Genomic DNA, 19,981 nt, shown 5'->3' with positions numbered 1-19,981 from the left:
CCTGTTGTTTGAAAATCAATGGCTTGCATCGCGTTGGCAGGCTGGCACGTGGCTTGCAAAGTATCTTTCGCCGAAGCCCGCTCGCGGCTTCCTCACTTTCAGGAGAAGACATGAAACGTATCGCCCTCGCCGCCGCCCTCGCCGCCGTGTTTTCCACCGCCGCCGTGCCCTCGGCGTTCGCCCAGGAAGCCTCGACGCTGAAGAAGATCAAGGACACCGGCAGCATCACGCTGGGTCATCGTGAATCCTCGATCCCGTTCTCCTACTACGACGACAAGCAGCAGGTCATCGGCTACTCGCACGAACTGATGCTCAAGGTCGTCGACGCGGTCAAGGCCGAGCTGAAGTTGGCCAAGCTCGACACCAAGCTGATGCCGGTGACCTCGGCCAACCGCATCACGCTGCTGCAGAACGGCACCGTCGATATCGAGTGCGGCTCGACGACGAACAACCTGGAACGCCAGAAGCAGGTCGGTTTCTCGACCACCATTTTCGTCATCGGGACCAAGCTGATGACCAAGAAGGGTTCGGGCATCAACGATTTCGCCGACCTCGCCGGCAAGAACGTCGTCACCACCGCCGGGACGACGTCGGAGCGCCTGATCCGCAAGATGAACGAGGAAAAGCAGATGAAGATGAACGTCATCTCGGCCAAGGATCACGGCGAAAGCTTCCTGACCCTGGAAACCGGCCGCGCCGTCGCCTTCATGATGGACGATGCGCTGCTCTACGGCGAAATGGCCAAGGCCAAGAAGCCGGGCGACTGGGCGGTGGTCGGCACGGCGCAGTCGAAGGAAGCCTACGGCTGCATGCTGCGCAAGGACGACGCCGAATTCAAGAAGGTCGTCGATGCTGCGCTGACCAAGGCGATGACTTCCGGCGACGCCGAGAAGATCTACAACAAGTGGTTCATGAACCCGATCCCGCCCAAGGGCCTCAACCTGAGCATGCCGCTGTCGGCTGAAATGAAGGCCCTGTACAAGGCGCCGAACGACAAGGCCTTCGAGTAATTCCCCAAGAAATCGCGGTGACCGAGGTGCCCCGGAAACGGGGTGCCGGGCCCGCTGCAACCCTGAAAAGAGGAGTTCATCATGTTCAAGCGCATTTTCACCCGCTGTGCGGTCTTCGCCGCCGGCTGCGCCGCCTCGCTGGCGGTCATGGCTGCCCAGCCCAACGTCGTCATCCTGGCCACCGGCGGCACCATCGCCGGTGCCGGTGCCGAAGCCACCAACAGCGCCACCTACCAGGCGGCGAAAGTCCCGGTCGACAAGCTGATCGCCGGCGTTCCGGAACTGGCCAAAGTTGCCGCCGTACGTGGCGAACAGGTCTTCCAGATCGCTTCCGAGAGCTTCACCAACGAGCACCTGCTGGCGCTCGGCAAGCGCGTCTCGGCGCTGGTCAAGCAGGCCGATGTCGACGGCATCGTCATCACCCACGGCACCGATACGCTGGAAGAAACCGCCTACTTCCTGAATCTGGTGATCAAGAGCGACAAGCCGATCGTGCTGGTCGGCTCGATGCGTCCGGGGACCGCGATGTCGGCCGACGGCATGCTCAACCTGTACAACGCCGTCGCCGCTGCCGCGGCCAAGGACGCTCGCGGCAAGGGCGTGCTCGTGGCGATGAACGACGAACTGAACAGCGGCCGCGACGTGTCCAAGATGATCAACATCCAGACCGGCGCCTTCAAGAGCCCCTGGGGCCCGCTGGGCATGATCGTCGAGGGCAGGAACTACTGGTTCCGCCTGCCGGCCAAGCGCCACACCGTCAATTCCGAGTTCGACATCGACAAGATCGACAGCCTGCCGCTGGTCGGCATCGCCTACGGTCACGGCAATGTTGCCGACACCGCCTACAAGGCACTGGCCGCCAGCGGTGCCAAGGCGATCATCCACGCCGGCACCGGCAACGGTTCGGTGGCCAAGAACGTTGTCGCCGGCCTGCGCGAACTGCGCAGCCAGGGCGTCCAGATCATCCGTTCCTCGCACGTCAATGCCGGTGGCTTCGTCCTGCGCAACGCCGAGCAGCCGGATGACCAGTACGACTGGGTCGTCGCCCACGATCTGAATCCGCAGAAGGCCCGCATCCTGGCCACCGTCGCCCTGACCAAGACCGGCGACAGCAAGGAACTGCAGCGCATCTTCTGGGAGTACTGATCCACCCGCCGGGCACGCCCGCCGTGCCCGGCACTAGTTTTGACGAGGACCGACCATGAATTATCAATGGAACTGGGGTGTCTTCCTGCAGCCGACCGCAGCAGGCGACGACATCTATCTCGGCTGGATGCTCTCCGGCCTTCAGATGACCGTGATGCTCTCGCTGAGCGCCTGGCTCATCGCCCTGCTGCTCGGTGCCGTGATCGGCGTGTTGCGCACGGTGCCGAACAGGTTCCTGAGCGGGCTGGCGGCTACCTACGTCGAGCTGTTCCGCAACGTGCCGCTGCTGGTGCAGCTGTTCATCTGGTACTTCGTGCTGCCGGAACTGGTGCCGGCCAGCCTGGGAGATGCCTACAAGCAGTCGCACCCGGTGTTCCAGCAGTTCCTGGCGGCGATGGTCTGTCTCGGCTTGTTCACCAGCGCCCGCGTTGCCGAGCAGGTGCGTTCGGGGATCAACGCCCTGCCGCGCGGCCAGAAGAATGCCGGCCTGGCGCTCGGCTTCTCGCTGCCGCAGGTTTACCGGCACGTGCTGCTGCCGATGGCCTTCCGCCTGATCGTGCCGCCGCTGACGTCCGAATTTCTCAACATCTTCAAGAATTCCGCGGTCTGCTCGACGATCGGTCTGCTCGAGCTGGCCGCCCAGGGGCGCCAGCTGGTCGACTACACGGCGCAACCCTACGAATCCTTCATCGCCGTCACCGTCGCCTACGTCGCGATCAACATCATCGTCATGACGCTGATGAAGAAGCTGGAAGACAAGGTCCGCGTGCCGGGCTACATGGGAGGCAAGTAACATGGTCTACGAATTCGACTGGTCGTCGATCCCCGGGGCGCTGCCCTTCCTCTGGGACGGCATGAAAATCTCGCTGGAAATCACGTTGACCGCGATCGTCGTCGGCATCGTCTGGGGCACGCTGCTGGCGATGATGCGGCTGTCGTCGGTGAAGCCGCTGTCGCTGTTCGCTGCCGGCTATGTGAACCTGTTCCGCGCCGTGCCGCTGGTCATGGTCCTGCTCTGGTTCTTCCTGATCGTGCCCAAGTTCATCGAACAGGCCTTCAGCCTGCCGCCCGGCACCGACCTGCGGCTGACCTCGGCGATGATCGGCTTCGCCCTGTTCGAGTCGGCCTATTACTCGGAAATCATCCGTGCCGGCATCCAGTCGGTCCCCAAGGGCCAGATGGCCGCCTGCCAGGCGCTGGGCATGACCTACGGCCAGGCGATGCGCCTGGTCATCCTGCCCCAGGCCTTCCGCAACATGGTGCCGCTGCTGCTCACCCAGGGGATCATCCTGTTCCAGGACACCTCGCTGGTCTATGTGTCGGCGCTCGCCGACTTCTTCGGTGCCGCCTACAAGGTTGGCGACCGCGACGGCCGCTTGGTCGAGCTGCTGCTGTTCGCCGGTCTCGTCTATTTCGTCCTCTGCTTTGCCGCTTCGATGCTGGTCAAGCATCTGCAGAAAAAATACCACCCGGCCTGAGGCCGCGCTTACCGGAGAATCCCATGATCCAGATTGCCAATGTCAGCAAGAGCTACGGTTCCTTCGATGTGCTCAAGGACTGCAGCACCACCGTCAACAAGGGCGAGGTCATCGTCGTCTGCGGGCCGTCGGGCTCCGGCAAGTCGACGCTGATCAAGTGCGTCAATGGCCTCGAGCCTTTCCAGTCGGGCCAGATCATCGTCAACGGCACCTCGGTCGGCGACCCGAAAACCAACCTGTCCAAGCTGCGCGCGCACGTCGGCATGGTCTTCCAGCACTTCGAGCTGTTCCCGCACATGAGCATCACCGAGAACCTGGCGATCGCCCAGATCAAGGTGCTCAAGCGCAATCGCGACGAGGCCGTCGACAAGGGCCTGAAGCTGCTCGACCGCGTCGGGCTCAAGGCGCACGCGCACAAGTTCCCGGGGCAGCTGTCCGGTGGCCAGCAGCAGCGCGTGGCGATCGCCCGGGCGCTGGCGATGGATCCGATCTGCATGCTGTTCGACGAACCGACCTCGGCGCTTGATCCGGAAATGATCAACGAAGTGCTCGACGTGATGACCGAACTCGCCCAGGAAGGCATGACCATGATGTGCGTCACGCACGAAATGGGCTTCGCCAAGCGCGTTGCCAATCGCGTCATCTTCATGGATCACGGCCGCATCGTCGAGGATGACAGCAAGGACGCCTTCTTCGCCAATCCGCGCTCGGAACGGGCGCAGCAATTCCTGGCCAAGATCCTGCACCACTGAGTCCGATGAAAAACCTGTTCCGCCTCGGCATCGGTCGTCAGCTGGCGATCGCCTTCACCCTGGTCGTCGGCCAGTTCCTGATCGTCGCCGCCTGGACGGCCTTCAGTCTGGCGCGGGTCGACGAAGCCGCCGGGCGCATCGCCACGGTGTCTCTGGCCAAGGAGGAACAGATCGCGGCGCTCAACCTGGCCTACGCCAGGATGCGCGAAAGCGTGCGCAACAACATCATCTTCACCGACGCCGAGGTGATGCAGCGCGAAATGTCACGGTACACCGCCGAAAAAGGCCAATTCCTGGCGGCGCTGACCGCTCTCGACGGCATCGCCGCGACGCATGCGGCGCCGGGCGAGCGGGAAATCCTGCAGCGCATCCGCGCGCAGTCGCAGCTGGCACTGCAGCATCAGGACCAGGCGATGGCCGAGGCGATGCAGTTCCTCTCGGCGGTGGCGATGGGCATCCTCCAGCAGGAAACGATGCCGCGCATGCTGCAGCTCGACCAGTCGCTCGGCGAGCTGCGCAGCCTGGTCCAGGCGCAGAGCCGCGAACGGGCCGCCGACATCGTCGCCGAATCGGGGCGGACGACGCGCCTGGTGCTGGTGCTCGCGGTCCTTTCGGCGGTTCTCGCCGGCCTCCTCGGCTGGGTGCTGACCCGCGCCGTCAGCCGGCCGCTGCAGGCAACCGCGCAACTGATGGAAGAAGTCGCCGCCGGCGACCTCGGCGGCCGGATCGAGATCGCCGGTTGCGCCGAGATCCGCCGCGTCCAGGAAGCGGCCTTGCGCACGACGCGGACGCTGGCGCGCATTCTCGGCGACATCCGCAATGAGGCGAGCGGCCTGCAGAACGCGGCGACGACGCTGGCCACCACCACCGACGGCATGCGTCATGGGGCACGCGAGCAATCGCAGGCAGCGGCGGCGATGGCGGCGACGCTGCAGGACATGGCCGAGCGTATCGCCGAAGTCGCCGCGCTCGGCAGCGAAGCCCGCGAACTGGCTGGCGCCGCCGGCAGCGAGGCGGGCAAGGGGCACCGCACGATCACGACGATGGTTGCCGAAATGGAGCGCATCGCCGCTTCGGTCGAAGGTTCGGCGCTCACCGCCGCCTCGCTCGGCGTCGATTCGCAGCGCATTTCGGCGATCACTTCGGTGATCCACGATCTCGCCGACCAGACCAATCTGCTGGCGCTGAACGCGGCGATCGAGGCGGCGCGGGCCGGGGAAAGCGGGCGCGGCTTTGCCGTGGTCGCCGACGAGGTACGCAAGCTGGCCGAGAAGACGACTGCCTCGGCCAGCCAGATCGCGGCCATGGTCCAGGCGATCCAGGGCGGGGCGCAGGCGATGGGCGAGCAGATGCAGCGCTCGGTCGAGCAGGTCAAGGCCGGCCTCGGGATGGCCCGCCAGGCCGGCGCCTCGATGCAGTCGATCGACGACGGCAGCCGGCGAGTCGCGGCAGTGATCGGCGAGGTCTCGGGCAAGCTCAGTCGCCAGGCGCAGGCCGGCGACGAGGTCGGCCAGCGGGTCGACGGCATCGTCTGCATGGTCCGCGCCAGCGAAAGCGCCAGCGATGCCCTGGCGGCCACGGCCGGCGAGCTCGACCGCCTGGCCGGGGCGCTGGCGGCGAGCACGGCACGCTTCCGGACGGCCTGAACCATGCACCGCCGGCATCCGCTCCACCTCGGCCTGTGCGCGCTCATGCTGCTGGCAGTGACGCTGCCGGCGATTGCCGAGACGACCTGGCAGCGGGTGGCGCGTACCGGCAATATCGTGATCGGCTATCGCGAGTCGTCGATTCCCTTCTCGTATCTCGATGCCCAGGGGCGGCCGCAGGGCTACGCCATCGACCTTTGCCGGCATCTCGTCGATGCCCTGAACAAGCGCCTGGGGCGCGAACTGCGCCGTGAATACCGGCCGGTGACCTCGGCCAACCGCATCGATCTGGTGGCCAGCGGCCAGGTCGATCTCGAATGCGGCAGCACGACCAACAATGCCGAACGGAGAAAGCAGGTCGCATTCACCGTGCCGCACTTCATCAGTGCCATCCGCTTCATGGTGCGAGCGGATTCGGGCTTGCGCAAGCATGCCGACCTGAGCCGGGCGGCGATCGTGACGACGCGCGGTTCGACGGCGGAAAAGCTGTTCCGGGAAATCGATCCCGCTGCCCGCTTGCTGCTCGCGCCCGATCACGCCGCTGCCTTCGCCATGCTGGCAGCCGGCCAGGCCGATGCCTTCATGATGGATGACATCCTGCTCGCCAGCTTGCGGGCGGCGTCGAAAAATCCCGACGATTACCGCCTGCTCGACAATACCTACCGGATCGAGCAACTGGCGATCATGCTGGGCAAGGACGATCCGGAATTCAAGGCGATCATCGACGGCGAGATGAAGCGCCTGATTGCCGGTGGCGAGCTGCAGCGCGCCTACCGGACATGGTTCGAGCAGCCGATCCCGCCCGGTGGCATCAACCTGCGCTGGCCGATGTCCTTCCTGCTGCGCGATTCACTGCGTTTTCCCAGCGCCACGGCCGCCGACTGAAGGGCCCGGCGCCGGCGGCCCGTTCGGACTTACAATCCGCCTGTCGTCGATTGGAAACCATGCCCGCTAGCCCCGTCCTGAATCCGCACGCAATCCCCAGACCGCACCGGGTGCTCGGCCTGGCCGGCTTGCTGGTTGCCTTTCTGCTGCTCGGCTTTTTCTCCTACCGGATCTCCGAGCACTACGGTATCGAGGGCATGCGCCAGGCGGCCTCGCACCAGCTCGACATCCTCGGCGCGGCAATCGACAGCGAGGTCACCCGGCATGCTTCGGTGCCGAGTGCGGTCGAGCTCAACCCCGACGTGATTGCGCTGCTGCGGGCACCGGTCGAGGATCTCGACATCCGCCAGGCCGAAGCCAACCGCTTCCTGCAGAAGCTCAACGACCATCTCGGCGGGCCGGCGATCTTCGTCCTCGACCTGCGTGGCCGCGTCGTCGCTTCCAGCGACTGGATCTTCTCCGACAACCTGCTCGGCTCCGATCTGTCCTACATGCCTTTCTTCCGCGACGCGGTGCGCGGCACCCCGGCACGCCACTACGCGGTCGATCACATCCGCCACGAGCCCGGCTACTACTTCGCCCTGCCGATCCGCGACGAAGAACGCGAATGGGCGATCATCGGCGTCGCCGTCGTCAAGTCAGGGATCCGCGAAGTCGAGCGGCGCTGGCTGGCGCAGGAGGCGCCGGCGCTGATCATCGACCGCAACGACGTCGTCCTGCTCGCTTCGCCGCCGGAATGGCGCTACGCGACGCTGCGTCCGCAGTCGCCCGACACCCTCGAGCGGCTCGGCCGCCAGCAGTTCGCCGGTCAGCCGCTGGGCGCGGTCAGCCTCGACATCGACCTGGCCGGTGCCGACGAGGGGCGCATCGTCCGCCTGCCCAAGCACCTGCGCGACGACGTCGCGCCGGCGCAGGGGGCGCGTCCTTACCTGGCGATGTCGCGACACCTCTCCGGTACTGCCTGGCGCATCGTCGTTTTCTCCGACCTGCGCCAGGTCGGCGTGCAGGCGGCGACGCACGCCGCGCTGAGCATTGCCGCGCTCGGCTGCGTCCTGCTCGGTGTTCTCTACACCCGCCAGCGCCGCCGGCTGGCGCGCGGGCGCGAGGAGGCGCGGGCGATGCTCGAGCGCGCCAACCAGGAACTCGAGCGCAAGGTCGAGGCGCGCACCGTCGACCTCTCGGCGGCGGTTGCCGGTCTCCAGCGCGAGGTCCAGGAGCGCCAGCGCGCCGAGCAGACGCTGCGCGCCGCCCAGAACGAGCTGGTCCAGGCGGCCAAGCTGGCCGTGCTCGGCCAGATGGCCACCGGCATCACCCACGAACTGAGCCAGCCGCTCGGCGCCATCCGCACGCTGGCGGCCAATGCCGCCGAATTCATGCGCCGCGGCGATGCCGGGACGGCGGCGCGCAATCTCGGCATCGTCGAGCAGTTGACCGAGCAGATGGGCAACATCATCGGCCCCTTGAAGACCTTCGCGCGCAAGTCGCCGGCCGTGTCGAGCGCGGTCGACATCGGCGGGGCGGTGGATAGCGCGCTGTTCCTGTTCGAGAACCGCCTGAAAAAGGAGGGCGTGGTCCTCGAGCGGCGCATCGGCGCCGATGCCGCGACGGCCTGGTGCGACGGCAACCGCCTGCAGCAGGTACTGGTCAACCTGATCGGCAACGCGCTCGACGCGATGCACGACGAGCCGGTGCGCCGGCTGAGCTTCTCCAGCGAGCGGACCAGCGCCGGCAAGATCGCGCTGGCCGTCACCGATACCGGTTACGGATTTTCCGAGGAGGCGGTCGCCCGCCTGTTCGAACCCTTCTTCACCACCAAGCAGCCGGGCGAAGGCCTGGGTCTCGGCCTGACCATCTCGCGCGACATCCTGCGCGATTTCGGCGGCGACCTGATGGCCGGCCCGGCGCCCGGCGGCGGCGCCCGTTTCGTCGTGCTGCTGCCGCCCTTGCCGCAGGGAAAACCGACATGAAAACGCCCTTGCAGGTCCTCCTCGTCGAAGACGATCCGAACGTCCGCCTCGGTTGCGAGCAGGCCATGCAGCTGGCCGGCATCCCGGTCGTCGTCGCGGTCTCCGCCGAAGAGGCGGAAAAACACCTGCTTCCCGATTTCGCCGGCATCGTCGTCACCGACATGCGCCTGCCCGGGATCAGCGGCATGGACCTGCTGCGCAAGGTGCGCGCGCTCGATCCGGACCTGCCGGTGATCATCATCACCGGCCATGGCGACGTGACGCTGGCGGTCGAGGCGATGCGCAACGGCGCCTACGACTTCATGCAGAAGCCGTTCTCGACCGGCGATCTGGTCGAAGTCGTCGGCCGGGCGCTGGAAAAGCGCGCGCTGGTCCTCGAGGTCGAGGCGCTGCGCCGCCGCCTGGACCATCGCGACGACCTCGAAGCCCGCCTGATCGGCCGTTCGCCGCAGATGCAGAAGGTCCGCCGGCTGATCCTCGACGTCGCCGATGCCGGGGTCGACGTGCTGATCTACGGTGAAACCGGCACCGGCAAGGAAATGGTCGCCCGCTGCCTGCACGACCTGTCGCGCGCCGGCCAGGAGAACTACGTCGCGATCAACTGCGGCGGCATGGCCGACAACCTGCTCGACAGCGAGCTCTTCGGCCACGAGCCGGGCGCCTTCACCGGCGCCCAGAAGCGGCGCATCGGCAAGATCGAGTACGCCAGCGGCGGCACGCTCTTCCTCGACGAGGTCGAGAGCATGCCGATGAACATGCAGATCAAGCTGCTGCGCGTGCTCCAGGAGCGGGTCATCGAACGCCTCGGCTCGAACCAGCAGCTGCCGGTCAGCTGCCGCGTCGTCGCCGCGAGCAAGGAAGACCTCAAGGCCTGGTCGGAGCAGGGCAAGTTCCGCGCCGACCTCTACTACCGGCTCAACGTCGTGCGTATCGAACTGCCGCCGCTGCGCGAGCGGCGCGAGGACATCCCGGCGCTCTACGACGCCTTCCTGCTGCAGGCGGCCAAGCGCTACAACCGGCCGCCGCCGGCGCTGCCGCCGCAGCTGCTGCAGCGGCTGATGGCCCAGGACTGGCCGGGCAACATCCGCGAACTGAAGAATGTCGCCGAATGCCACGTGCTCGGCATCGGCAGTGTCGTCGCCAATGCCGAACCGGCGGTCAAGCCGTCGCTGGCCGAGGCGGTCGAGAACTACGAGCGGCTGCTGATTTCCGACGAGTTCTCGCGCCAGGGCGGCAACATCCAGCGGACCGCCGAGGCCTTGAAGGCGGCGCGGACGACGCTGCACGACAAGCTCAAGAAATACGGTCTGCTATAGTCGCAAGCCTTCGGAAATGAGCAGGGATGGATGCCATGATCGTCACCTTCGTATCGAGCGAGACCGGTGAAGTGCTGATGTACGCCGAGACGGCGAAGACGCTGCTCGACATCGTCGGCAAGGCGGGCAGCGCACGCGGCGTGTTCACGCCGCCGGAAATGCTGTCGGCGCTGGCCAAACTGCAGGCAGCGGTGGCCGAGGCGCGGCGTCAGGCAGCGGCGCAGCCGGACGACGACGAGGAAGACCGCAGCAAGCCGCTGCCGGTCAGCCTGCCGCAGCGCGCCTGGCCGCTGATCGACATGCTCGAGCGCACGGCCAAGGCCGGGCCGGACGCCCACATCACCTGGACGGCGGCCGCCGATTTCTGAGCCGGCGGCTCAGAACAGCTCGATATCGTCGTGCTTTTCCTTCATCTCGGCCATGAAGCGCTCGACCGCTTCCTGGACCGGGATGCCCTGCATGACCGCGTCGAACATCGCGATTTCCTCGCGCGTCGAGTACTTGGCCTTGATCCGCTGCTGCAGCCCGACCCATTCGCCGGGGTTGTACAGGCGCGCCGGCTCGGCGACCAGGTCGCTCAGTTCGCCCAGGCTCAGGCCGACGTGGGCGAGGCGCTGGACCAGCTTGTCGTAGAACTGGAAGGCGATGATCGCCTGGTGCATCATCCCGGAAACGTTGCCGGCGGCACCGAGCAGTTCGCTGCGGGCAGCCCCGGCCGGGCCATCCTCGGGCAGCGCCGTGACCTTGCCGACGATCTCCTGCATGCTCCCGGCCATCGCCGTGAACGATTGCGTGAGCACGTCGACGGAGGCGTTGCTGTCCTTCATCGCATGTTCGATCTGGACGGCGGCGAGTTCGAGCATCAGCACGGTTTCGCGGACCTGGCTCCAGTTGAGGTCCGGGGCGTGCGCGGTCGAGCCGCGCGGCGGAAGGATCTTGTCGGTCATGGGGGTGTCCTGTTCTGGTCGGCGACTATAACGCACTTCCGGCTGCCCGCTCCAGCACGACGTAATGCTTGCGCACCGCCTCGAGCACGGCGAAGCTGCCGGTGAAACCGGCCGGGATCACGCCGGCTTCGCCGGGCCCGAATTCGGCGGCCGCGCCGTCGGCGTCGGTGATGCGGATGCGGCCTTCGATGATGCAGAAGAACTCGTCCTTGTCGGCGCCGAAGGCGATCCGCCAGGCGCCCGGCTGGCAGGCCCAGATGCCGGCGACGAGGTCGCCGCGCGGCGAGGCGAAATGTTCGTGGGTGGTGCGCAGCGGATTGCCCTCGAGCAAGCGCTCGGGGCGCGGATGGTCGTAGGTGGCGGGAGGCGACTGGCGGGAAAAGACGGTCAGCTTGGGCATCGGCGGCGGCGACAAGGAGGCGGGCGACTATTTTAAGCCGCCGGCAGCCGCGTTTGCCGCGATAATCGGCACATGCGCCTGCCGGTTTTTTGCCTTTTCCTGTGGTCGACCGTGAACGTCCTCGCCGCCGAGATCGCCGTCGATGTCGGCCATGGCGGGCGCGATCCGGGGGCGATTTCGGCGCGCGGGCGCGGCGAGTTCGACTTCAACCGGGACTTCGCCGGGATTCTCGCCGAACGTCTGGCGGCCGGCGGCCAGCGCGTGCGCCGGATCAATTTCGACGGCGCCATCGGCAGCCTGGCGGCGCGCCCGCAGGCCGCTGCCGGCAGCGATTTCTTCATTTCCATCCACCACGACTCGATCGGCGAAGCCTGGCTGCTGCCGTGGACCTGGGAGGGCGTCGAGCGCACCCACACCGAGGTCAAGCGCGGCTACGGCCTGTTCGTTTCGGCGGCCAACCCGGATCTGCCGACCAGCCTGCTCTGCGCCTCGACCATGGGGGCGATGCTGCGTCGCGCCGGCTTCGCGGCCAGCGACTGGCACGGCCGCAAGCACCAGGCGGCCGATGCGCACAACGGCGTCTGGTACTACGACAATCTGGTCGTCCTCTACCGCACCCGCTTGCCGGCGGTGCTCTTCGAGGCCGGCGTTATCAAGCACAAGGACGAGGAACTGGAATTGCGCGACCCGGCGCGCCAGGCGCGCATGGCCGACGCGCTGGCGAGCGGCCTGGCCGCCTGCCTGCAGGTCACAGGAAAACCGGCTCGGGACTGAGTTCGACGGCGAACTTCTCGCGTACGGCCGCCTGCACCGCGGCCATCGTCCGGGCGACGTCGGCGCCGGTCGCGCCGCCGTGGTTGACCAGCACCAGCGCCTGCTTCTCGTACATGCCGACCGGCCCGAGTGCCTTGCCCTTCCAGCCGGCCTGCTCGATCAGCCAGCCGGCGGCCAGCTTGACCCGGCCGTCGGTCTGCGGATAGTGCGGCAGCGCCGGATGGGCGGCGAGCAGCGCGGCGGCGATCTGACGGTCGACCACCGGATTGTGGAAAAAACTGCCGGCGTTCGGCGTCACCGCCGGGTCGGGCAGCTTGCGCCGGCGCACCGCGATGACCGCGTCGGCGACGTCGCGCGCGCCCGGTTCGGCGATGCCGCGCCCGGCCAGTTCCTGGCGCAGGTCGGCGTAGCCGATGTTCGCCCGCCAGGCCTTGGGCAGGCGGAAGACGACTGCAACGATGGCGACCCGGCCGTCGAGATGCCAGCCCTGCTGCTTGAACAGGCTGTCGCGGTAGGCAAAACGGCAATGTTCACGGTCGACGGTGAAAAACGCCTGTTTTTCGAAATCCCAGGCGCTGACCGAGGCCAGTCGCTCGCCGACTTCCAGTCCGTAGGCGCCGATGTTCTGCACCGGCGCGGCGCCGACCGTGCCCGGGATCAGCGACAGGTTTTCCAGTCCCGGCCAGCCTTGCGCCAGCGTCCACTGGACGAAGTCGTGCCAGTTCTCGCCGGCGCCGGCCTCGACGTAGCGCGCCTCGGCATCCTCATGCAGCAGGCGCTTGCCTGCGATCGCCATGTGCAGCACGCGGCCGGGGAAATCGCCGGTGAGCACCAGGTTGCTGCCGCCGCCGAGGACGAAGCGGCGCTCGCCGGGGGCGCTGACGGTCAACTGCCCGGGATCGGTGATTTTCAGGTAGTGGGCGGCGCGGCCGGGCAGGGCCAGCGTGGTGAACGGGGTCAGGTCGGTCATCGCCATCGCTCAGTCGGCCAGCAGCAGGGCCGCGAGATCGGCCGGACTGGCCGCCGCCCGCCAGCCGGCGCGCATTTCGTCGGCGCTCAGGCTGCCGTAGCCCCAGGTCGCGGCGATGAAGGGCAGGCCGTTGGCGTCGGCCGATTCGCCGTCTTCGCGGCGGTCGCCGATGTAGATCGCCTGGGCGCGGGCGATGCCCTGGTCGGCGAGCAGGCGGCCGATCATCGTCGCCTTGTCGGGCAGCCGCGGCGAGACCAGGTCGAGCGCGTAAACGTGGGCGAAATGCCCGCCCCAGCCAAGGTGATCGAGGATCAGCCGGGTCGGGTGGAGGCGCTTGTTGGTGGCGATCGACAAGGTCCGCCCGGCCCCGGCCAGTTCGTCGAGCAGCGCAGCGACCCCGGCGTAGGCGGCGGTGGCGCGGTAGCCGCTGCCGTCGTAGCTGGCCTTGAAGGCGTCGGCGAGTTCGCCGATCAGCGCGGCGTCGCTGCGCCCCGCCAGGAGCTGCAGGGTTTCGTGCAGCGGCGGTCCGATGACGCTGTCGTCGATGGCGCGCACCGGGGCGATGGCGCAGCGGGCGAAGGCTTCGCGGAAGCTGGCGAGGATCGCCGGTGCCGAGTCGATCAGGGTGCCGTCGAGGTCGAACAGGATGTGCGGATAGCGGGCCATGGCGGTGCGTCGTTCAGGTCGAGGGCGCAAGGATACCGCGTCCGTGCGCCCGGCGCAGGCGGCTCAGGCCGGGCGGAAGCGTTCGGCGCTGATGGCGTGGCGGGCGAGCTTGTCGTAGAGCGTCTTTTTCGGCACCTGCAGGGCTTCCGCGGCCTGGGCGACGTTGCCGCCGCTGGCTTGCAGCGCGGCTTCGATGGCGCGCCGCTCGGCGGCGTCGACCTGGGCGGCGAGGGCAGCGGCCGGCGGCGCTGCGGCCGGGCCGGCGAGGCCGTCGGGCAGGCCGAGGGCCCAGCGGTTGGCGACGTTCTTCAGTTCGCGCACGTTGCCCGGCCAGTCGTGCGCCTGCCAGCGCGCCAGGTCGGCCGGCGTCCAGCTCGCCGGCGGGCGCTGGTAGCGCTGGGCGGCCTCGTGGAGGAAGGCGGCAAAGAGCAGCGGGATGTCGTCGCGCCGCTGGCGCAGCGGCGGCAGGTCGATGCTGACGACGTTGAGCCGGTAGTAGATGTCGGCGCGAAACTGGCCGGCGTCGGCGAGCGCCTTGAGGTCGGCCTTGCTGGCGGCAACGACACGGCAATCGACGGCGATGCTGTGGTTGCTGCCCAGGCGCTCCAGGCTGCGTTCCTGCAGCACGCGCAGCAGCTTGACCTGGAGGGCGAGCGGCATCGACTCGATTTCGTCGAGGAAGAGGGTGCCGCCGGCGGCGTGCTCGATCCGCCCGACCCGGCGCTTGCCGGCGCCGGTGAAGGCGCCGGCTTCGTGGCCGAAGAGTTCGCTCTCGAAGACGGTTTCCGGCAGCGCCGAGCAATTGACCGCGACGAAGGGACCGCGCTGGCCACTGGCGTCGTGGATGGCGCGGGCGACGACTTCCTTGCCGCTGCCGGTCTCGCCGTTGATCAGGATGTCCACGCCGGTCGGCGCCAGCGTCCCGATCAGCTGGCGGATCGCCTGGATCGCCGGCGTCTCGCCGATCAGCGCGCTGAGGCCGGCGGCCTGCAGTTGTTCCTTGAGCTGGCGGTTCTCGACCAGCAGGGCGCGCTTGTCGAGGGCGCTGCGGACCGCGGCGATCAGCCGCTCGGAGGGGAAGGGCTTCTCGATGAAATCGTGGGCGCCGTCGCGCATCGCTTCGACCGCCATGGCCACGTCGCCGTGGCCGGTGACCAGCAGCACCGGCAGCTCGCGGTCGAACTGGCGCAGCTCGCGCAGCAGCGTCAGGCCGTCGCGGCCGGGCAGGCGGATGTCGCTGACGACCAGCGCCGGCCGCATCGTCGCCAGCGCGGCGAGCATGCTTTCGGCGTCGGCGAAGCCGCGCACCGGGATGTCGGCGATCGCCAGCGCCTGTTCGCAGCCCTTGCGCACGGCGGCGTCGTCCTCGACCAGGAAGACCGGCGCCTCAGCCATGGACGACGGCCTTGGCGTAGCTGGCGCGGTCGAGATCGACGGTCTCGACGCTCAGTTGCAGTTCGTGGCCGGGCGGTGCGGCCAGCACCGCCGTCAGCGCGGCGAGGACGGCGTCGGCGAGTTCCTTGCGCTCGCCCGGCGTGCGCCCGCCGAGCAGGGCGATGCGGACATGGGCGTAGGCGCGTTCGGTAGCTTCGATGCCGGTACGGAAATCGGCCAGGCGCAGCGCCCGGCTCTTGATGTCGGACTCGCCGAACAGCCCGGAGTCGAAGGCTGCCGCGTTGATCGCCGCCAGCGCGGCAGCCGGATCGAGGGCGAGGTTGGCGGTGTATTCAAGCGTCAGGTGCGGCATGGTCGTCTCCGGCGGCGGGCAGGGTCAGCACGAACACGGCGCCGCCGTCGGCCGCGTTCTCGGTGCGTAGTGTGCCACCGTAGCTGTCGACGATGGCCAGCGAGATCGCCAGGCCGAGGCCGAGGCCGGCGCCGGCGGGCTTGGTCGTGTAGAAGGGTTCGAAGAGGTGATTGCGGACTTCGTCGGCGATGCCCGGCCCGTGGTCGCGCACGCTCAGGCGGATGCAGTCGCCGGCACGGGCGACGGCAATTTCGAGGCTGGGCGCCGGTTGACCGTGCATCGCGTCGAGGCCGTTGAGCATCAGGTTGACCAGCACCTGCTCGAGGCGCCCGGCTTCGGCGACGACGCACAGACCGGGCTCGTCCTGGCTGAGCTCGATGCGGGCGCCACTGTCGCGCCGGCGCGGTTCGACCAGCAGCAGCGCGTGCTCGATCGCGGCGGCGACGGCGACCGGCTGAGGCGTCGCCGCCTCCTTGCGGGCGAAGGTCTTCAACTGGCGGACGATGCGCCCGGTGCGGCCGATCAGCTCGCCGATCATCTGCAGGTTTTCGCCGACTTCTTCATGGCGGCCGCGCGCCAGCAGGGCGCTGGCGTTGTCGGCGAAGGTCTGCAGCGCCGCCAGCGGCTGGTTCAGCTCGTGGCTGATGCCGGCCGACAACTGCCCGAGGACGGCGAGCTTGCCGGCCTGCACCGCGGCGTCGCGGGTTTCGTGGAGGATCGCTTCGGTGCGCTGCAGCTCGGCGACCTTGGCGGTGAGGTCGGCGGTACGTTCGGCGATGCGCTGTTCGAGTTCGCCGTGGATGCGCCGCAATTCCTCGCGCCGCCGCCGCCGATGGCGGAGATGGGCGGCGACGCCGAGGGCGAAGGCCGCCGCCAGGGCGATCGCCATGGCCCCGGAAAAGGCGGCGCTGCGCGCCTCGTCCGGGCGACCGAGCTGGACGACGCGCCAGCCGAGGTTGCCGACCGGCCGGCTGAGCGGCAGCACTTCGCGTGCCGCATCGTCGGCCAGGGCCAGGCGTTGCGGCCGGGTGGCGTCGAGCACTAGCGCCCGGTCGGCGAGCGGCAGGATGGTCTGGTTGCCGTATTGCCGGGTGCTCTCCAGGCGCGCGCTGACCGCCGCCGGCAGCGGTGCCAGCGTGCGGTAGCGCAGGCGGCGTTCGGACGAAAGAAAGACGATGCCGTCGGCGTCGGCCAGCAGCAGCGTGTCGCCAGCGCCGGCCATGGCCTGCTCCATGGCTTCGAGGCCGACCTTGAGGACGACCACGCCGAGCACGCGACCGCCGTCGCGGACCGGTGCGGCGAGGAAGTAGCCGGGCTCGCCGGTGGTCACGCCGACGCCGTAGAAGCGGCCCAGGCCGTGGGCGACGGCGTCGGTGAAATAGGGGCGGAAGGCGTAGTTGTGGCCGACGAAGCTGCGCGGCTGGCGCCAGTTGCTGGCGGCCAGGGTCAGGCCGTCGGCGTCGATCAGGTAGGTGGCGGCGACGGCGGCGCCTTGCTGGGCCGCTTCGAGATAGGCATTGGCGGCGGCGATCCGCTGCGCATTTCCCGGATCGCGCAGCAGCGCGGCCAGCGAAGGTTCGAGGGCGAGCAGGCCGGGCAGCGATTCGTGGCGGTTCAGCGTCGCTTCCAGCGACAGCGCGAAGGCGTCGAGGCGCTGGCTGGCGAGCAGGCGTTCGTGTGTGAGATAGCTGCCGAGCAGCAGGTGGTAGGCGAGCAGGCCGACCAGCAGGCAGGCGCCGGCGGCGGCTGTGGTGAGCAGCCAGGCGCGGGCGGGAAGCGACGATGCGGGCATGGCCGCATCGTAACCAGTTTTGCCGGTGGCCGGCAGGCTCAGCGACGGGCCGGACATGCCTGGAGGCTGACCACGCTGTCGGCGGGCAGGCCGGGCAGCCACGCTGGCAGCGCCCGGCAGTCGCCGGCGACGCAGACGGTGTAGGGCGCGACGTAGGGCGAGTGGCGCAGCGTCACCGCCGGCAGCAACGGCAGGGCCGGCGTGTAATGCCAGGCACCGTCACGGTAGACGGCGTCGGGCGGCGGTTCCATGCCGGCGCCGGTGCCCTCGACCCGTGCCGAACTCAATTGCAGGCGCTCGCCCTGCAGGCGGTAATCCTCCGCCCACAGGGTTTTCTGCACCGAATGCGTCCATTGCAGCGTGACTGCCTCGCCGAGCGGCGCCACCAGCAGGCCGGCGACGAGGCAGATCACGTTCATGCCGGCTGCAGGCGCCGGCTGCGCAGCAGGTGCCAGCCGATGAAGGCAGCGCAGGCGGCGAAACCGAGTTCGTCGGTGAGCGGCAGCGCGGCGACCAGCAGGAAGGCAGCGGCGGCGGCCCAGACGCGTTCCCAGGCGGCCAGCGGCGCGCGCAGGTAGCCGATGCTGGCAGCGCCCCACAGGGTGATCGCCAGCAAGGCCTTGCCGACGATGTAGGCCACCGCCAGCACCGAGGGATCGCCCTGCAGCATCAGCGCGTTGTCGTACACCGCCATGAACGGCACGACGAAGCCGGCAATCGCGATCTGCACCGCCTTGACGCCGATCTTCATCGCCGGCTCCTTGGCCACCGAACTGGCGGCGAAGGCGGCCAGCGCCACCGGCGGCGTCAGGTCGGCCATGATGCCGAAGTAGAAGACGAACATGTGGCTGACGATCAGCGGCACGCCGAGGTCGAGCAGCGCCGGGGCGGCGATCGAGCTGGTGATGATGTAGTTGGGAATGGTCGGGATGCCCATGCCCAGGATCAGGCAGATCAGCATGGTCAGCAGCAGCGACAGGAACAGGTTGTCGGCGCCGACCTTGAGGATGAAGCCGGCGAAATTGGTCGCCGCGCCGGTCAGCGTCAGGATGCCGATGATCACGCCGACGATGGCGCAGGCGACGCCGACCGGCAGCGCCTGCTTGGCACCGTCGACCAGGCTGTTGCGCATCACCCGCAGCGTCTCGCGACCGCCCTGGACGAACAGGCAGCCGGCGATCAGCAGGGCGATCACGGTCAACACCGGATAAACGCCAAATTTGACCAGCAAGGAGGCGCCCAGGCCGACCGCGATCCAGAAGACGAAGCGGAAGGCGGTGCCGGAGATGCGCGCGGCGATGGCGGCGCCGAGGATCAGGATGGCGCACAGGGCCAGCCCGACCATGCCCGAGTACATCGGCGTGAAGCCGTTGAACAGCATGCCGACCAGGCCGGCCAGCGGCAGCACCAGGTACCACTGCTCGCGGATCGCCCGCCACGGGTTGGGGCAGTCTTCCTTGGCCAGGCCGCCGAGATTGCGCCGCCCGGCTTCGAGATGCACCATCCAGAACACCGTCACGTAGTAGAGGATGGCCGGGACCAGCGCCGCCTTGACGATCTCGACATAGGGCATGTTGAGGTTCTCGGCCATGATGAAGGCGACCGCGCCCATCACCGGCGGCATGATCTGGCCGCCCATCGAGGCAGTCGCCTCGACGGCGCCGGCGAAGACGCCCGAGTAGCCGAAGCGCTTCATCAGCGGGATGGTGAACTGGCCGGTGGTCAGCACGTTGGCGACGCCGGAGCCGGAAATCGAGCCCATCAGCCCGGACGAAACGACCGCCACCTTGGCGGCGCCGCCCTTGGCGTGGCCGACGAAGCCGAGCGCGACCGAGTTGAACAGGTTGATCATGCCGGCGTGTTCGAGGAAGGCGCCGAAGAGCACGAAAAGGAAGATGTAGCTGGCCGAGACCATGGTCGGGATGCCGAAGATGCCTTCGGTGCCGAAGCCGAGCTGGTCGACGATCTGGGCGAAATCGTAGCCGCGGTGGGCGAGGTCGCCCGGCAGGTGCTGGCCGAACAGGCCGTAGAGCAGGAACAGCGCGCAGATGGTCGGCAGCGCCAGGCCGAGGATGCGGCGGGCAGCCTCGAAGACGAGGGCGACCATGGCGGCGCCGACGAACAGGTCAAGCGTGCTCGGATCGCCGGCGCGCTGGATCAGGTCCACCTCGAACACCCACTGGTAGCAGGCGAGGGCGAAGGCGGCGGCGGCGAGCAGCCAGTCCACCGGGGCGACGCGGTCGAGGCGGCCGCTCTTGCGGATCGGGAAGAGGATGAAGGTCAGGGTCAGCAGGAAGCCGACGTGCAGCGCGCGCATGACCAGGCTGGAGAGCGGATGGAAGGCGGCGATGGTCAGCTGGTAGATGGAGAAGGCCAGCGCGATGCCGGTCAGCAGCAGCAGGGCGACGCCCCCGAGACGGCGCTGGGCGCCGTGCTCGGAGAACGTCTCCTGCGCGATGTCGGGCGGGGAGACGTGAGCGGTCAT

20 protein-coding genes are annotated in these 19,981 nt (G+C 68.3%); 11 read left to right on the top strand and 9 right to left on the bottom strand.

From position 1 onward, the window contains the following. Nucleotides 1-110 precede the first annotated feature (110 nt). The 10 genes from DFR40_RS11445 to DFR40_RS11400 all read left to right on the top strand — a co-directional run bounded on the left by DFR40_RS11445 (nucleotide 111) and on the right by DFR40_RS11400 (nucleotide 10,568). Nucleotides 111-1,010, top strand: coding sequence for a glutamate/aspartate ABC transporter substrate-binding protein (locus DFR40_RS11445; protein WP_121458635.1), 900 nt, complete (start codon nucleotides 111-113; stop codon nucleotides 1,008-1,010). 81 nt (nucleotides 1,011-1,091) lie between these two features. Further along, a complete protein-coding gene (locus DFR40_RS11440) occupies nucleotides 1,092-2,156 on the top strand; it encodes an asparaginase (protein WP_121458634.1) in 1,065 nt (354 codons plus the stop codon). Nucleotides 2,157-2,211: 55 nt separating this feature from the next. Continuing rightward, nucleotides 2,212-2,949 carry an amino acid ABC transporter permease gene (locus tag DFR40_RS11435; protein ID WP_121458633.1) on the top strand — a complete coding sequence of 246 codons (738 nt, stop codon included), beginning with the start codon at nucleotides 2,212-2,214 and terminating at the stop codon, nucleotides 2,947-2,949. 1 nt (nucleotide 2,950) lies between these two features. Beyond that, nucleotides 2,951-3,634 (top strand): glutamate/aspartate ABC transporter permease GltK, encoded by a 684-nt coding sequence (gene gltK / locus DFR40_RS11430; RefSeq protein WP_121458632.1) that lies wholly within the window; start codon nucleotides 2,951-2,953, stop codon nucleotides 3,632-3,634. 23 nt (nucleotides 3,635-3,657) lie between these two features. After that, nucleotides 3,658-4,386, top strand: coding sequence for an amino acid ABC transporter ATP-binding protein (locus DFR40_RS11425; protein WP_121458631.1), 729 nt, complete (start codon nucleotides 3,658-3,660; stop codon nucleotides 4,384-4,386). Between the two features lie 5 nt (nucleotides 4,387-4,391). Next, entirely contained in the window at nucleotides 4,392-6,032 is a 1,641-nt protein-coding gene (locus DFR40_RS11420; protein ID WP_121458630.1) for a methyl-accepting chemotaxis protein, read from the top strand. A gap of 3 nt (nucleotides 6,033-6,035) precedes the next feature. Next, a complete protein-coding gene (locus DFR40_RS11415) occupies nucleotides 6,036-6,917 on the top strand; it encodes an amino acid ABC transporter substrate-binding protein (protein WP_245985669.1) in 882 nt (293 codons plus the stop codon). 59 nt (nucleotides 6,918-6,976) lie between these two features. Further along, entirely contained in the window at nucleotides 6,977-8,884 is a 1,908-nt protein-coding gene (locus tag DFR40_RS11410; protein ID WP_121458849.1) for a sensor histidine kinase, read from the top strand. Next, on the top strand, nucleotides 8,881-10,200 hold the full coding sequence (locus DFR40_RS11405; RefSeq protein ID WP_121458629.1) for a sigma-54-dependent transcriptional regulator: 1,320 nt from the start codon (nucleotides 8,881-8,883) through the stop codon (nucleotides 10,198-10,200). The genes DFR40_RS11410 and DFR40_RS11405 overlap by 4 nt, the downstream gene beginning before the upstream one ends. Nucleotides 10,201-10,226: 26 nt before the next feature. Beyond that, nucleotides 10,227-10,568, top strand: coding sequence for a DUF1840 domain-containing protein (locus tag DFR40_RS11400; protein WP_121458628.1), 342 nt, complete (start codon nucleotides 10,227-10,229; stop codon nucleotides 10,566-10,568). A 9-nt stretch (nucleotides 10,569-10,577) separates the two neighbouring features. Here the strand turns inward: DFR40_RS11400 and DFR40_RS11395 are convergent, their stop codons facing one another. Both DFR40_RS11395 and DFR40_RS11390 read right to left on the bottom strand, forming a co-directional pair. Further along, nucleotides 10,578-11,147, bottom strand: coding sequence for a hypothetical protein (locus DFR40_RS11395; protein ID WP_121458627.1), 570 nt, complete (start codon nucleotides 11,145-11,147; stop codon nucleotides 10,578-10,580). A gap of 25 nt (nucleotides 11,148-11,172) precedes the next feature. After that, complete coding sequence (locus DFR40_RS11390; protein WP_121458626.1) at nucleotides 11,173-11,547, bottom strand: cupin domain-containing protein; 375 nt, start codon at nucleotides 11,545-11,547, stop codon at nucleotides 11,173-11,175. A 72-nt stretch (nucleotides 11,548-11,619) separates the two neighbouring features. Here DFR40_RS11390 and DFR40_RS11385 point away from each other — a divergent pair, with 72 nt between their 5' ends. Beyond that, nucleotides 11,620-12,321 (top strand): N-acetylmuramoyl-L-alanine amidase family protein, encoded by a 702-nt coding sequence (locus DFR40_RS11385; protein WP_121458625.1) that lies wholly within the window; start codon nucleotides 11,620-11,622, stop codon nucleotides 12,319-12,321. Here DFR40_RS11385 and murB read toward each other — a convergent pair. The 7 genes from murB to DFR40_RS11350 form a co-directional block, all read right to left on the bottom strand. After that, a complete protein-coding gene (murB, locus tag DFR40_RS11380; RefSeq protein WP_245985668.1) occupies nucleotides 12,296-13,291 on the bottom strand; it encodes a UDP-N-acetylmuramate dehydrogenase in 996 nt (331 codons plus the stop codon). The genes DFR40_RS11385 and murB overlap by 26 nt on opposite strands. A gap of 9 nt (nucleotides 13,292-13,300) precedes the next feature. Then, nucleotides 13,301-13,957: an HAD family hydrolase gene (locus DFR40_RS11375; RefSeq protein WP_121458623.1), complete on the bottom strand. Its 657-nt coding sequence runs from the start codon at nucleotides 13,955-13,957 to the stop codon at nucleotides 13,301-13,303. A gap of 63 nt (nucleotides 13,958-14,020) precedes the next feature. Then, on the bottom strand, nucleotides 14,021-15,352 hold the full coding sequence (locus tag DFR40_RS11370) for a sigma-54-dependent transcriptional regulator (RefSeq protein ID WP_121458622.1): 1,332 nt from the start codon (nucleotides 15,350-15,352) through the stop codon (nucleotides 14,021-14,023). After that, nucleotides 15,345-15,704: a 5-carboxymethyl-2-hydroxymuconate Delta-isomerase gene (locus DFR40_RS11365; RefSeq protein WP_121458848.1), complete on the bottom strand. Its 360-nt coding sequence runs from the start codon at nucleotides 15,702-15,704 to the stop codon at nucleotides 15,345-15,347. The genes DFR40_RS11370 and DFR40_RS11365 overlap by 8 nt, the downstream gene beginning before the upstream one ends. Next, on the bottom strand, nucleotides 15,685-17,496 hold the full coding sequence (locus DFR40_RS11360) for a sensor histidine kinase (RefSeq protein ID WP_245985667.1): 1,812 nt from the start codon (nucleotides 17,494-17,496) through the stop codon (nucleotides 15,685-15,687). Before DFR40_RS11360 ends, DFR40_RS11365 begins: the two co-directional genes overlap by 20 nt. Nucleotides 17,497-17,534: 38 nt before the next feature. After that, nucleotides 17,535-17,915 (bottom strand): DUF1850 domain-containing protein, encoded by a 381-nt coding sequence (locus DFR40_RS11355; protein WP_121458620.1) that lies wholly within the window; start codon nucleotides 17,913-17,915, stop codon nucleotides 17,535-17,537. Further along, nucleotides 17,912-19,981 carry a TRAP transporter permease gene (locus DFR40_RS11350; protein WP_121458619.1) on the bottom strand — a complete coding sequence of 690 codons (2,070 nt, stop codon included), beginning with the start codon at nucleotides 19,979-19,981 and terminating at the stop codon, nucleotides 17,912-17,914. Before DFR40_RS11350 ends, DFR40_RS11355 begins: the two co-directional genes overlap by 4 nt.

This window comes from Azonexus fungiphilus (genome assembly GCF_003634965.1).
Classification (GTDB): domain Bacteria; phylum Pseudomonadota; class Gammaproteobacteria; order Burkholderiales; family Rhodocyclaceae; genus Azonexus; species Azonexus fungiphilus.
This window is presented reverse-complemented; position numbering and strand designations above follow the sequence as displayed.